This window comes from Kitasatospora sp. NPDC101447, assembly GCF_044767225.1.
Taxonomy (GTDB): Bacteria; Actinomycetota; Actinomycetes; order Streptomycetales; family Streptomycetaceae; genus Kitasatospora.
Map to the genome: position 1 here is coordinate 137,037 of NZ_JBIWNL010000006.1, position 13,262 is coordinate 150,298.

12 protein-coding genes are annotated in these 13,262 nt (G+C 75.8%); 6 read left to right on the forward strand and 6 right to left on the reverse strand.

What is annotated here, in order from left to right:
- Positions 1 to 5 precede the first annotated feature (5 nt).
- Positions 6 to 644, reverse strand: a complete 639-nt coding sequence (locus ACIRST_RS11540; protein ID WP_402801856.1) for a DUF6461 domain-containing protein — start codon at positions 642 to 644, stop codon at positions 6 to 8.
- Between the two features lie 88 nt (positions 645 to 732).
- Positions 733 to 2,250, reverse strand: a complete 1,518-nt coding sequence (locus ACIRST_RS11545) for a CoA transferase (protein WP_402801858.1) — start codon at positions 2,248 to 2,250, stop codon at positions 733 to 735.
- A 299-nt stretch (positions 2,251 to 2,549) separates the two neighbouring features.
- Between ACIRST_RS11545 and ACIRST_RS11550 the strand changes: the two genes are divergently transcribed.
- Entirely contained in the window at positions 2,550 to 3,236 is a 687-nt protein-coding gene (locus tag ACIRST_RS11550) for an N-acyl homoserine lactonase family protein (RefSeq protein WP_350519273.1), read from the forward strand.
- A gap of 127 nt (positions 3,237 to 3,363) precedes the next feature.
- Here the strand turns inward: ACIRST_RS11550 and ACIRST_RS11555 are convergent, their stop codons facing one another.
- The gene (locus ACIRST_RS11555) at positions 3,364 to 4,611 is read right to left on the reverse strand and encodes a cytochrome P450 (RefSeq protein ID WP_402802171.1); all 1,248 of its coding nucleotides are present in this window, start codon (positions 4,609 to 4,611) and stop codon (positions 3,364 to 3,366) included.
- A gap of 400 nt (positions 4,612 to 5,011) precedes the next feature.
- Here ACIRST_RS11555 and ACIRST_RS11560 point away from each other — a divergent pair, with 400 nt between their 5' ends.
- A complete protein-coding gene (locus tag ACIRST_RS11560) occupies positions 5,012 to 5,941 on the forward strand; it encodes a hypothetical protein (RefSeq protein ID WP_402801860.1) in 930 nt (309 codons plus the stop codon).
- 290 nt (positions 5,942 to 6,231) lie between these two features.
- Here the strand turns inward: ACIRST_RS11560 and ACIRST_RS11565 are convergent, their stop codons facing one another.
- Complete coding sequence (locus ACIRST_RS11565) at positions 6,232 to 6,525, reverse strand: zf-HC2 domain-containing protein (protein WP_350519073.1); 294 nt, start codon at positions 6,523 to 6,525, stop codon at positions 6,232 to 6,234.
- A 55-nt stretch (positions 6,526 to 6,580) separates the two neighbouring features.
- Here ACIRST_RS11565 and ACIRST_RS11570 point away from each other — a divergent pair, with 55 nt between their 5' ends.
- The 4 genes from ACIRST_RS11570 (at position 6,581) to ACIRST_RS11585 (ending at position 11,343) form a co-directional block, all read left to right on the forward strand.
- A complete protein-coding gene (locus tag ACIRST_RS11570; protein ID WP_350519074.1) occupies positions 6,581 to 7,144 on the forward strand; it encodes a sigma-70 family RNA polymerase sigma factor in 564 nt (187 codons plus the stop codon).
- 278 nt (positions 7,145 to 7,422) lie between these two features.
- Positions 7,423 to 8,823, forward strand: a complete 1,401-nt coding sequence (locus tag ACIRST_RS11575) for an MFS transporter (RefSeq protein WP_402801863.1) — start codon at positions 7,423 to 7,425, stop codon at positions 8,821 to 8,823.
- Between the two features lie 31 nt (positions 8,824 to 8,854).
- Positions 8,855 to 10,258, forward strand: a complete 1,404-nt coding sequence (locus ACIRST_RS11580) for a cytochrome P450 (protein ID WP_402801865.1) — start codon at positions 8,855 to 8,857, stop codon at positions 10,256 to 10,258.
- An 83-nt stretch (positions 10,259 to 10,341) separates the two neighbouring features.
- Entirely contained in the window at positions 10,342 to 11,343 is a 1,002-nt protein-coding gene (locus ACIRST_RS11585; RefSeq protein WP_402801866.1) for an L-tyrosine/L-tryptophan isonitrile synthase family protein, read from the forward strand.
- Between the two features lie 30 nt (positions 11,344 to 11,373).
- Here the strand turns inward: ACIRST_RS11585 and ACIRST_RS11590 are convergent, their stop codons facing one another.
- On the reverse strand, positions 11,374 to 12,174 hold the full coding sequence (locus ACIRST_RS11590) for an ABC transporter ATP-binding protein (RefSeq protein WP_350519078.1): 801 nt from the start codon (positions 12,172 to 12,174) through the stop codon (positions 11,374 to 11,376).
- Positions 12,171 to 13,259, reverse strand: a complete 1,089-nt coding sequence (locus ACIRST_RS11595; RefSeq protein ID WP_402801868.1) for a FecCD family ABC transporter permease — start codon at positions 13,257 to 13,259, stop codon at positions 12,171 to 12,173. The genes ACIRST_RS11590 and ACIRST_RS11595 overlap by 4 nt, the downstream gene beginning before the upstream one ends.
- Positions 13,260 to 13,262: the final 3 nt, after the last annotated feature.

The following is a 13,262-nucleotide window of genomic DNA, read 5'->3' on the forward strand; positions in this document are numbered from 1 at the left end:
CGCCGTTACGGGCGCGGGGCGTAACCGAGCCGGAAGGTGGCGGCCTCCAGCCGTTCCGGATCGAGCCGGACGTCGGTCAGCCGCTCGGCCAGGGCGAACGCGGCCTCGGTGTGCAGATCGTACCGCTCACCGCCGAGGTCGAAGCCGCAGGCCGTCAGCAGCTCGGGGATGCCGGAGGCAGCGGCGTCCGAGCCGTGCCGCTGGTCGGCGAAGAGCGGTTCGAAGTGGAGGCGGCAGCTGCCGTGCTCCCACCAGTGGAAGCTGTCCGCGGCGTTGACGTTGCGGTAGTGCGAGACCAGCCGGGTGCCGTCGGAGAGCCCGGGGACGAGGTCGTGGAGGCTGCCGAGGTACCCGTACGGCTCGACTGCGAGGGCCCAGCCGTCCAGTTCGGTGACGGCGACGAGCAGCTGGTCGTCGTCCTCGCCGAGCAGGGCCGCGGCGTCCTCGTCCTCGCCGTCATCGAACGTCTCCCAGGCCTCGATCACCGCGTCCAGGCCGGAGACCTCGCGACCGGGCAGGGCGTCGAAGCGGCGCAGCAGTTCGTCGGCGGGGATCCCCTGGACGTGGGTGAGGCAGTGGGCCTCGCCCAGGACGGGGTAGCGCTGCTCGAACCAGGTGTAGTCGGTGGCGTGTGCGGCGGTCATGCCCCGATGATGCCGGACCTCACCGACACCACCGGGGCCGGGTCCTCGGTCCCGGGCTCGCCGGGGGCCGCCCCCGCCCGCCCCCGGCTCAGAGCCAGACCGGAGCGTCCGTCCCCCAACGCCCGGGCGGGCGCGACCAGTCGGCGGGCGCGCCCTCGTAGCCGATCGGCGGCAGGGCGTGGCGCAGCTTCCCGTACGCGGAGTCGGTCTCGGCGAGCCACCCCGACGGGTCGTACGGCTCGGACGGGGCCTCACCCGGGGTCTCCGACGGGACCTCCGACGGGACCTCCCGTTCGATGCCGTGCAGCAGCCAGGACGCCGTGCCGGCGAGGGAGAGGCGCAGGTGTCGGCCTCCGGGGCGGCCGGTGTGCCGGTCGGAGAGGGCGCGCAGGACGGCGGCGGCGATGAGGTAGCCGGTGCCGTGGTCGAGTGCCTGGGCGGGCAGGACGCCGGGGTGGCCGTCGGCGGCGGCCTCGTGGGCGGCGATGCCGACACCGGCCTGGACCAGGCTGTCGAAGCCGCGCCGCCCGGCCCACGGGCCGGTCCAGCCCCAGGCGCAGAGTTGGACGACGATCAGGTCGGGGCGCCGGGCGAACAGTGCGTCGGGGGCCAGGCCGTGGGCGTCGAGGGCGCCGGGTCGGTAGGCGCTGACCACGACGTCGGCGGTGGCGAGCAAGTCCTCGAAGACGGCCCGATCGGCGGGATCGGCGAGGTCGAGGCGGGCCGAGCGCTTGCCGAAGCCGGTGTCGGCGTGCGCGTCCTCGGCCTCGGGCAGCCGGGGCGAGTCGATGCGCAGGACGTCGGCGCCGAGCAGGGCGAGGGTGCGGGTGGCGACCGGTCCGGCGATCACCCGGGTGAGGTCGAGGACCCGGAGCCCGGCGGCGGGCCGGTCCACCGGGGCCGCGCCGAGCGGACGGGCGGAGGCGGCGCCGGCAGAGCCTGCGGTGCCGGCGGTACCGACGCTGCCGGTGGTACCGACGGCGACGCCCGCGACGGCGCCGGGGGCAGCGACTTCCCGGTGCTCCACCAGGGGGTGCACGGTCTCGCTCACCGGCGCGACCGCGACCGCCAGCGCCCCCGCCGCGTACGCACGCTCCTGGACCTGCTCGGCCGGCAGACCGGCGAGCACCTCCGCCAGTCGATCGGGCCCGGCGTCCGCGGCGAGGCCGAGGGCCGACAGCAGACGGGTCCGGTGGTGCGGGTAGTTGGCGTGGGTCCGGACCCAGCCGTCGGCGGTGCGCCAGAAGCCGGAGTGCGGGGCGAAGCTGACGGGCGTGCGGCCGTCGACCGTCAGGTGCCGCTCGCTGACGAAGGCCGTGGCCACCGCGCCCTGGTCCACCCGGACGGCCGGAACCGGACCACCGCTGCGCAGCGCGGCCAGCTCGGCGGCGGCGAGCGAGCAGACGGCCACGGTGGCCCGGGCGAGGCGCCGCACCGGCAGTCGGGAGGGCAGGACGCCGTCCGGGCCGTGGAAGCTCACCCGTGACAGCAGGTCGGCCGGGCCGCCGAGGGCCGCCCAGGCGTCGGCGGTGGGGCGGTCGGCGGGCTCACCCCCGCCCGGTCCGGCGGGTCCGACGGTTCCTGCGGGCAGCGGATGATCGGTCATGTCGGCATTGTGCTCCCCTTCTTGGTCGCTCGCCGTGACGCCAGTCACGACCGTCGGTGGCCGCGCCGGAACCTCGGCAACCGGCGTGCGGCGCGCAGCGCCGCCGGGTCCGGCGCCCGGGCACCGGGGGCGCGGACCGGCCCGCCGGTCGGCGGGTGGCGGGCGGGTGAGCGGCGGGTAGGGTGCGAACGCGGGCCGACGGGAGGCCGACCGGGGGACGAACGGGAGCCGCCCGTCCGGGGGCCGCCGGTACCCGGGCAGAGCGACGCACCGCGACATGGGGGAATGACGTGCACGTGATCCGGCGCCTCGACCTGGGGTACTTCGTCCGACCGGCCTCCGAGGTGGGCGGCCCGGAGCCGCGGGTGGAGCCGGTGCTGGCGTACCTCGTCCGGCACCCGGAGGGGCTGCTCCTGTTCGACACCGGGATCGGCGGCTGCGACCCGGAGACCGAGGCGCACTACCGCCCGGTCCGCCGCCCGCTGCCCGAGGCCCTCGCCACGGCCGGGGTCTCCGTCGCCGACATCGACCTGGTGGTCAACTGCCACCTGCACTTCGACCACTGCGGCGGGAACCCGCTACTGGCCGGCACGACCGTCCTGGTCCAGGCGAGTGAGCTGGCCACCGCCCGGCGCGGCGGCTACACCATCGACGCACTGGTCGACTTCCCCGGCGCCGACTACCGGGAGCTCGACGGCGAGGCGGAGATCTGGCCCGGCGTCCGGGTGCTGCCCACCCCCGGCCACACCACGGGCCACCAGTCCCTGCTGGTCGAACGCCCGGGCGGCGGCCCGGTCCTGCTCGCCGGGCAGGCGTACGACTTCGCCTCCGAGTACGGGCAGGCACTGCTCGCCCGGCGGGCGGCGCGCGAGGGCGTGGCGGCACCGCTGCCCGGCTACCGGGCCTGGCTCGACCGGGTGGCGGAGCACCGTCCGCGCCGGGTGCTGTTCGCGCACGACCACGCGGTGTGGGAGCCGGGCGGGTAGCGGTGGGAGCCGGGCGGGTAACGGTGCCCGGCGCCGCGGTGCCGGGGCGCGTGGGCGCCTGGGCGCGTGGGCGCGTGGGCGCGTGGACGCGTGGGCGTCGCAGCCCCGAGGACCGCCGGGGGGACGTTCAGCAGGTGAAGCGCAGCGAGCGGACCCGGTGGTCGAAGCTGGACGGGACGAGCTCCGGCTCGCCGACCGAACGCGCGTCGGGCAGACGGGTGAACAGCTCCCGGAACAGCGCCGTCATCTCCTGCCGGGCCAGGTGCGCGCCGAGGCAGTAGTGCGGGCCTCCACCGCCGTAGCCGAGGTGGGCGTTGGGCGTGCGGGTGATGTCGAAGGCGTCCGGATCGGGGAAGACCGCCTCGTCGCGGTTGGCCGACCCGTAGAACAGCGCGACCTTCTCCCCCGCGCGCAGCAGCGTGCCGCCCGGGCCGCCGAGCTCGTGGTCGACGGCGACGGTCCGGTGGAACTGGATGATCGGCGTGGCGTGACGGACCATCTCGTCCACCGCCCCGCCGAGCCGCCCGTCGAGGTCGGACAGCAGCAGGGCGCGCTGCTCGGGGTGGACGGTCAGGAGGTGCAGACCGTGGGCGAGCGCGTTGCGGGTGGTCTCGACCCCGGCGACCAGCAGCAGGGTGAAGAAGGCGCCGAGCTCGCGGCCGGTGAGCCGACGGCCGTCCACGTCGGCGGTGACCAGCGCGGAGATCAGGTCCTCGGCCGGCCGGCGGCGCCGCTCCCGACCGATCCCGGCGACGATGGCCTGCATCCGGGCGAGCGCCCGCAGCCCGCGCCCGGGCGCCCGCAGCCGGTGGCGCAGCGTGCGGGCCACCCCGATCTCCGCCGAGGTGCGGTTGACCAGGTCGAGGATGGCGCGGCGCGGCTGCTCGGGGATGCCCATCATGGTGCAGATCACCTGGAACGGGAGTTCGGCGGCGACCGCGGACACGAAGTCCTCCGGCCGGTCCCGCTCGACCCGGTCGACCAGGGCGACGCTGATCCGCTGCACGTCGTCCTCGACCCGGCCGAGCAGCCGCGGGGTGAACGCCCGCGAGACGATCCGGCGCAACTGGGCGTGGCGCGGGTCGTCCAGATTGACCATCGAGTCGCCGAACAGCAGCCGGACCCAGCGGGCGGGGGCGGGGGTGGTCACGCCGGGGCCGCTGAGGAAGACGGCCGGGGTTCGGCTGGCCTCGACCACGTCGGCGTGGCGGACCAGGGCGTGGAAGCCCTTGCCGGTGGCGCGGTCGCCGAAGAACAGCGGGCCCGGGAGGCGGCGCAGCTCGGCGAAGGCGGCGGCGCGGGCGGGCGTGGGCAGCCGCCAGAAGCCGGGGTCGGCGAGGTCGGGGATCCCGGGCGCGCCGGCGGTCCTGGGGATCCCGGCCTGCTCGGCCTGCGCACCGGGGCTGTCGGCCGGCGCACCGGGGCGGTCGGCCGGCTCGGCACGGTCGGCGATGGGCTCGGCGGCCTGCGTCGGGGTCTCCACGGCCGGACCTCCCTGCTTCTGGACGGCATCGCTCCGACACGCCCGCACGGAACGCACCGGATCGTGACATCTAGTGAGCATGCGGTGACCACTTGTCAAACCGTGCGGATGGTCGTACGAGCGGTTGTTCGGGTCGGTGCAGCGAGCGGGACGGCAGCCGGGCGGACCTCCGCGCGGGCCGCCCGGCCTGTCGCCTGGCCGGTCACCGGGCGAGCGGCCGGGCATGGTCTCACGGGGCGGAACCGGCCATGACCGGAGGGTGCGGTGCGCACCGGGCGGGGTGGGTGCGACGATGAGTGCCATCGTGATGACCGACCGGATCCGCCTGCTGCGCGCCGTGGTCTTCGCCGCGCTGTGCGTGGCAATGGCCGCCACCGCGCACGTCGCCATGGCCGGGGCCGGTGTCTCGCCGACCGTGCTGGCCGGTGCGTTCGGGGCGATCCTGGGCTTGACCTGGCTGCTCGCCGGGAAGCGCCGCGGGCTCGCTGTGATCAGCGTCTGGATGGTCGCCGCGCAGATCGCGCTGCACCAGCTGTTCGAACAAGCCGGGGTCCTCGGCCGAGGCAGCGGCGGCGGCCTCGGCCGGCTCGCCACCACGGACTGGGCCGCCCTGCTGCTGTGCAACCCGGACCGGGTGCCCGACGGGCTGTCACCGGTCGAGCTGGCGCGGATGGCGGGCATCGACCCGGACGTCCCGCCGTCCACCGGCGGACTGCGCCCGACGGCCGGGATGCACGGAATGCACGGGATGCAGCACGGGGCCGCGGGCGCAGGAGCCTCCGCCGACGGGGCGGCCATGGACCTGGGCCTGCCCGGGACGGCCGGGATGCCCGGCATGTCCCACCCGATGCCCGGCGGGATGCCCGACGCCACGACGGGCGGCCTGCCCCCCGGCACCTCCCACGGGATGGCGCACGGAATGTCCCACGCCATGTCGCCGGGGATGGCCGTCGCCCACGTGCTGGCCGCCCTGGCCTGTGCACTGCTGCTCTGGCGCGGTGACGCGGCGTTGGTCCGGCTCTTCGAGCTGCTCGGTTCGCTCGGCGCCGTCGTCGCGGGAGCCTTGTTGCTCCCCCTGCTGGCGCTCTTCGCCCGGCCGTTCGGCTACCGGGCCCCGGCACCGCCCCGGCCCGTCCCGGACACGGCCCGGCCGCCCCGGTCGGTGCTGCTCACGCATGCCGTGGTCCGGCGCGGGCCGCCGGCGTTCGCCCTCGCCTGCTGACGCGCCCGCCGCCGCATCCCCCGGCCTCCCCCGGTTTCATCCGGCCGCCGGGGCCCCGCGACGGGCAGGTCGCCCCGCCGTACGGCCGCGCCTTCCGCCGCCGTGACGCCGGGGTTCGGGCCCGCGCCGCCCGCCGCCGCTCCCCGGTTTCCCCGGGAGATGTGGGGTGCCGCGCGCACGGCCCATGGACGCCGACGGTGCCGCCCTGAGCGGTGCCGTTCCAGCCTTCCCCTCGGGACCCTTCCATGTCTGACCACGACGACGCGCCGGCTGCGGCCGGCGCCACCGTCCTACCGCTCCGCGGCCTGCGGGCCCTCCGGAGCGCGGCCGTCCGCCCCCTCGGCCGGACCGGCGCCCTTCGACTCGAACCCCTCCGGCCCCGCCGGCAGGCGGACCGACCACTCCGGCGACGGCCCGACGGCGGCGGCCGCCCGGACGTGGCCGCCCAGCCGCTCCGCCCGCTCCAGCCACTCCCGACAACCGGTGCAGCGCGCGACGTGCTTGTCCAGCCGGGCCTCCGGGAGACCGCTCGGTTCGCCGTCGAGGCGGGCGGACAGAGCGGTACGGAACTGCGCGCATCTCATGTGACCATCGTCCCGCACGGCCACTGCGGCGGGACCGGCCGGTCCGGAGGCCGCCGTGGATGACGAGCAGCTCACCGCACTCGCACTGACCGCCCGCTCCGGCCGGGCGGCGGACGTCGAGGCCTTCGTCCGCGCGACCCAGCGCGACGTCTGGCGCTTCGTCGCCCACCTGACCGACGTGCAGTCCGCCGACGACCTCGCGCAGGAGACCTTCCTGCGCGCGCTGCGCGGCCTGCCCGCGTTCGCGGGGCGCTCCTCGGCCCGCACCTGGCTGCTGTCGATCGCCCGGCGCACGGTGATCGACCGGTACCGGATGGCCGCCGCCCGCCCTCGCTGTGCGGCGCTGCCGGACTGGCAGGAGGCGGCGGAGCGGCAGGGCGGCGGCCCGGCGGCCGGGTTCGAGGACGGCATCGCGCTCGGCGACCTGCTCGACCGGGTGCCCGCCCAACGGCGGGAGGCCTTCGTCCTGACGCAGGTGGTCGGGCTGAGCTACGCCGAGGCGGCCGAGGTCGCCGGGTGCCCGGTCGGCACCGTCCGCTCCCGGGTCGCCCGGGCGCGGGAGGAGTTGGTGGCGCGACTGCGGGCGGCCGAGGCCGGGGAGCTCGCGGCCGCCTGCTGAGCGGTGCCGGCACGTGGGCGGCAGGCGGACGGCAGCCGGCGACCGATGACACCCGGCGGATGACGGGGAACAACTGACAGATGACAGATGACAGATGACAGATTTCAACATCTGTCAGCTGTCATCTGTCATCCCTGCCATCCGTCACCCGCCGTCCGAACCCCGCCGAAAAATTCCCCCAAGTGTTCGGAACCGGAGCCGCCGCGCCCCCGACTGCTGTACCGGACCCCGCCGCCGAGGCGGTGTCCCGCACGGCAACCCGGGAACGGAGGGACTCCATGGCAGCACAACAACCCACGTCCGCCGTCGAGCTGACGAACAGTCAGCCCGAGTCGGTCGACCGCTGGAGCCTGGTCGTGGCCGCGGGCCTGCTCTCCTTCGTCGCGATGCTCGACATGAACGTGGTCAACCTCGCGCTCACCGACATCTCGTCCGGCCTGCACGTCTCGCCCGGCCTCGCCCAGTGGGCCGTCCTCGGCTACCAACTCCCGCTCGTGGCCCTCCTCCTGCCCGCCGGTCGGTGGTTGGACCAGGTCGGCACCCGGTCCGCGCTGCTGCTCGCGGTCGGCTGCTTCGCCGCCTGCAGCGTGCTGGCGGCCGCGGCCCCCTGGGCCGGTTGGCTGATCGCCGCCCGGATGCTGCAGGGCGCCTTCGGGGCCGTGCTCTTCGTCCTGATGCCGGTGCTCGCCGCGACGTCCGTCCGGCCCGAGCTGCGCGGGCGGGCGATGAGCGTGCCGGCCACCCTCGGCCCGCTGGGTGCCGTGACCGGCCCGGTCATCGGCGGACTGCTGCTGGACCACCTCGGCTGGCGGGCGGTCTTCCTGGTCAAGCTGCCGGTCTGCCTGGCCGCCGTCCTGATCGTGCTCCGCCACGCCCCGCGGCGCGGCGGACTGCGCCCGCCCGACCGGGCTTCGCTCGGCGACGCCGCCCTGATAGGCGGCGCCGTGGCAGCCGTCCTGCTCGGGCTCACCCTGGCCCCGGAGGCACCGCAGTGGCTGCTGCTGACGCTGCCCGCCGCGCCGCTGGTCCTGCTGTGGCTGCGCCGCCCCGGCGGCCGTCCGGTGGCCGAGGTGCTGCGGACCGCCGGGACCGCCGGGGTCAACGCCTCGGTGCTGTCGCTCGCCGCGGGCTTCGCGGCCTGCCACTACCTGCTCGCCCAGCACCTGCGCGGCCCCCGGGGCGAGAGCGCCACCACCACCGCGCTGACCATGCTGGCGTTCCCGCTCGGCATGGTGCTGGCCGGACGGGTCGGTGGACGGCTGGCCGACCGCTGGGGCGCCCGGCCGACGGCGCTCACCGGCGCCGCCGTCACCACCCTGGGCCTCGCCCTGCTCATCCCGTCGGACACCGGCTGGTCCACCGTGGACATCGCCGCCCGGCTCGCCCTCGCCGGGGCCGGGATGGGCCTCAACGGCGGCCCCACCCAGGCCCTGGTGATGGCCGCGTCCCCGCCCGGGAAGCTCGCCACCGCGGGTTCCGCCGTCCAACTCGCCCGCAGTCTCGGCTTCGCCCTCGGCCCGGCCCTCGCCACCGCCGCCGCCTCGACGGCCGGCGGCGGGGCCGCGAGCGGCACCACCACCGGGACCGGCACGGGAACCAGCGCCGGGATCGCCCTGGCCGCCCTGGTCGCGGCGACCGCCGTCGCCCTGCTCGCCCTGCACCGCCGCCCCAGGCCCTGACCGTCCGCACCCCACCGAAGGACCACCCCGGATGACCGACACGATCCCCTCCCCGGCCACGACCGACGCCCCGACGGTGAACCCGAACCCGGCCGCGACCGACGCCCCGACCGCGAACCCCACCCCGGCCGCGACCGATGACACCCAGCGCTGCCCGTACGGCCACGACCGCCTCCCCTCCCCCGTCCCGCTGTACGGCCCGGCGTACAAGAGCGACCCGTACCCGCTGTACCGGCAGATGCGCGAGGCGGGGCCGGTGCACCGGGTGGAGTTCCCCAGCGGCATCCACGCCTGGCTGGTCACCGGCTACCGGGCCGCCCACGCGACCCTCAACGACCCGCGCCTGGGCAAGAACCACGCGCTGGGCAACGAAGGCTGGCGCCGACTCGCGTCGATCATGCCCGAGCCGCAGCACTCGCAGCTCCAGGTCCACCTGCTCCACCAGGACCCGCCCAAGCACACCGCGATGCGCAGGCTCGTCCTGGATGCCTTCGCCCCGCGCCGGGTGGAGGCCCTGCTCCCCCGCCTGCAGGAGCTGGCCGACGCGCTGGTGGACGAACTGCCCGAGACCGGCGGCGCCGACCTGGTGGCCGGCTTCGCCGCCCACTACCCCTTCCGGGTGCTCGCCGAAGTCATCGGCCTCCCGGCCGACTTGGCGGGCCGCTTCGACCGCGACTGGGGCAAGGTCGTCCAGCCCGTCGGCCCGCAGGACCCCGGCCGACCGGCGTACGAGGCACGGCTGCGCGGCCTGCAGACCTACATCGCCGACGTCGTCGCCCGCAAGCGCGCCGACCGCCGGGAGCCCGGATGGACGGACACCGAGGACCTGCTCGGCCGGCTCGTCGCCGCCCACGACGCGGGCGAGTTGAGCCGCGAGGAGCTCGACTCCATGGTGTTCCAGCTGCTGGTCGCCGGGCAGGAACCGGTGACCAACCAGATCACCACCATGCTGATCGCCCTGCTGCGCCACCCCGAACAGCTCGCCCGCCTGCGCGACGGCCTCGACGAACCCGGCCGGCTCGCCCGGGCGGTGGAGGAACTGCTCCGCCACGACGCCGCATTCGAGCTCACCACCTGGCGCTTCTTCGCCGAGGACAGCGACCTGTTCGGCACCACCGTGCCGGCCGGCGACTCCGTGATCGTCTCGCTCTGCGCCGCCAACCGCGACGACGCGCAGTTCACCGGGGCCGACCGCCTCGACCTCGACCGCTCCCCCAACCAGCACCTCGCCTTCGGCCACGGCGTCCACTACTGCCCCGGCGCCGCCCTGGCCCGGGCCGAACTCCGGATCGCCATCGGCACCCTGCTCACCCGGCTGCCCGGGCTGCGCCCGGCCGAGGCCCCCGGGGACGGCCTGGCCGACCTCGTCTGGATCCCCGCCGTGCTCGCGCGCGGGGTCAACCGACTGCCCGTCGCCTACGACCGCCGCCGCTGACCCCGGGACACCCCGTCGCCGCGACCCGCCCGGCCGCGCCCACCCGAAGCCCGCACCAGACCACCATCCGTGGAGGACCCACCATGCCGCCCGTCGGCACCGCCACCGCTCCCACTCCTGTCACCGACGCCGTGACCGGGCCCGCCACCTCCGCCGGGCCCGAACGCCTGGCCGCCCGCATCCTCGGCCTCCTGCTGCCGCACCGCCGCGCCGCCGACCCGGAGTTCGCCGCCCGCCCCGAGCACTTCCCGCTCCAGCTCGCGCAGTTGGCGGACTTCATCGCCGCCGGTGAGCCCATCGTGTTCACCCTGCCCGGCTTCCCCTGCAAGTCGCCGAACCCGGCGAAGGTGCTGGGCCACCTGCCCGACGAGGGCGAACGGCTGTCCCTGACCTTCCTCGACCGGCTCTGCGCCGAGATCGGACGCCTCCACGAGCCCGGCGCCCGGATCCTGATCTGCTCCGACGGGCACATATTCGGCGACCTGATCAATGTCCCGGACGACCACATCGACGCCTACTCGGACGAGTTGACCACGATGATCGCCCGGGAGGGCCTGCGCCACCTCGCCACCTTCGACCTGCGGGCCGTCCTCGGCGACCTCCCGTACGACGAGAAGCGCGCCCGGGTGCACGAGCGCTACGCCCCCACCGTCGAGGAGTTGCGCGAGCAGGTGCTGACCGAGGAGGAGACCCTGCGGCTCTACCGCGGCATCACCCGTTTCCTCACCGAGGACGCCGTTGGCTTCACCGGCACCCGATCGGCCCTGCAGCGGGAGTGCCGCCGCCGCGCCTACGCCGTGATCCAGCGCAGCCGCGCCTGGGGCGAGTTGATCGCCGAGCACCACCCGCGGGCCGTGCGGCTGTCCATCCACCCGCAGCCGGCCGGGGTCGCCAAGTTCGGCATCCGGCTGCTGGCGGCGGCCGACGCCTGGACCACCCCCTGGCACTCGGCGGTACTCCACCGACCTGACGGCGGCTGGGAGTTGCTGCGCAGCGAGGAGGCCGCACGGCTCGGCCGCGCGGTCCTGCGCGACGGCCGGCCGAGCCACTACGAGGGCCACGCGGACAGCCACGTCGGCCGCTGAGCCTCCCCCCTCCCCCTCCCCGAGGACCGGCTACGTCACCGCCACGGAGGCCACCGCACCGGCCGGGGTGCGGTGGTCGAAGGCGATCAGCGGATCGCCGGTGAGCGGGTGATCGATCACCGCCGCCCGGACGCCGAAGACCTCCGCCATCAGCTCGGGGGTCAGCACCTGGCGCGGAGCGCCGGAAGCCACCAGGGCGCCGCGGTGCAGGACGTGCAGCCGGTCGCACACCGAGGCGGCGGCGTTCAGGTCGTGCAGGGCGACCAGGGTGGTCCGGCGCTGCTCGCGCAGCAGGGCGAGCAGTTCGACCTGGTGCCGGACGTCCAGGTGGTTCGTCGGTTCGTCCAGCACCAGGACGTCCGGCTGCTGCGCGAGCGCGCGGGCCAGCAGCACCCGTTGCCTTTCCCCGCCCGACAGTTGGCCGAACCGGCGGTCGGCGGCGCCCGCCATGCCGACCCGGTCCAGCGCCCCGGCGGTGATCCGGTGGTCCTCGGCGTCGTCGGCGGCGAACGCCCGCTTGTACGGGGTGCGGCCCATCGCGACCACCTCGCGGACGCTCAACTCGAAGTCCCCGCCGCGCTCCTGGGGCAACGCGCCGATGTGCCGGGCGGACTGCGCGGGCCGCAGCTCCGCGAGGTCCCGCCCGGCCAGCAGCACCCGGCCGGCGCTCGGCCGCAGGTGCCGGTAGACGGTGCGCAGCAGGCTGGACTTGCCGCTCCCGTTGGGCCCGACCAGCCCGGCGATCTCCCCCTCCTCGGCGACCAGGTGGACCCCGGCCACCACCGTTCGCCCGGCCAGGGTCACGCTCAGGTCCTCGACGGCGATCCTCACGTGCGCTCCAGTCGTCGGTCCAGCAGGTAGAGCAGGGTGGGGGCGCCGAGGACGGCGGTGACCACGCCGATCGGCAGTTCCTGGCCGTCCAGGGCGGTACGGGCGACGGTGTCGACGACGACCAGCAGCAGCGCCCCGGTGAGCGCGGACAGCGGCAGCAGACGCCGGTGGTCGCCGCCCAGGAGCAGCCGGCACACATGCGGCACCATCAGGCCGACGAAGCCGATCGCGCCGGAGACGGCGACCAGGACCCCGGTCAGCACGCTGGTGACGACGAACACCTCGCGGCGCAGCCGGGCGACGTCCACGCCGAGCCCGGCCGCCGTCTCGTCACCCATCAGCATCGCGTTGAGCCCCCGGGCACGGGCCTGCAGCAGGGCCAGGCCGAGAACCACGGCGACGGTGGGGACGGCGAGTTGGGCCCAGACGGCGCCGCCGAGACTGCCCATGAGCCAGAACAGCACGCCCCGGGTCTGCTGCTCGTCGCGGGTCTGCAGGACGAGGTAGCTGGTGATGCCGCCGAGGAACTGGGCGATGCCGATGCCCGCGAGGACCAGGCGCAGCGGGGAGAAGCCGCCGCCCCGCCGGGCCATCAGCCAGACCAGCGAGAACGCGGCGAGCGCGCCGGCGAACGCCGCCAGCGAGACGGTGAGACCGAGCGCGCTGCCGAAGGAGAGCTGGAGCCCGAAGGTGGTGCCGAGGACGATGGCGGCGACCGCCCCGAGGGAGGCTCCGGAGGAGATGCCGAGCAGGTACGGGTCGGCGAGCGGATTGCGGACCAGGGCCTGGACGGCAGAGCCGACCAGGCCGAGTCCCGCGCCCACCACCGCCGCCAACAGGGCTCGCGGCACGCGCAGTTGCCAGACGATGAGGTCGCGGGTGCCCGGTTCGGCGGCCCGACCGGTGAGTCGGCGGGCGACCACCGACCAGACCTCGCCGGGCGGGATGTCCACCGCGCCGAGCGAGACGGCTGCGGTCAGCGCGAGCACCAGCGCGACGGCGAGGACGGCGGCCGTCGGCCCGGCCCGCAGCGTGCGGGCCGGACGGCGGGTGACGGCGGCCTCCGTGTGAGCGGCCGGAGTCACGTT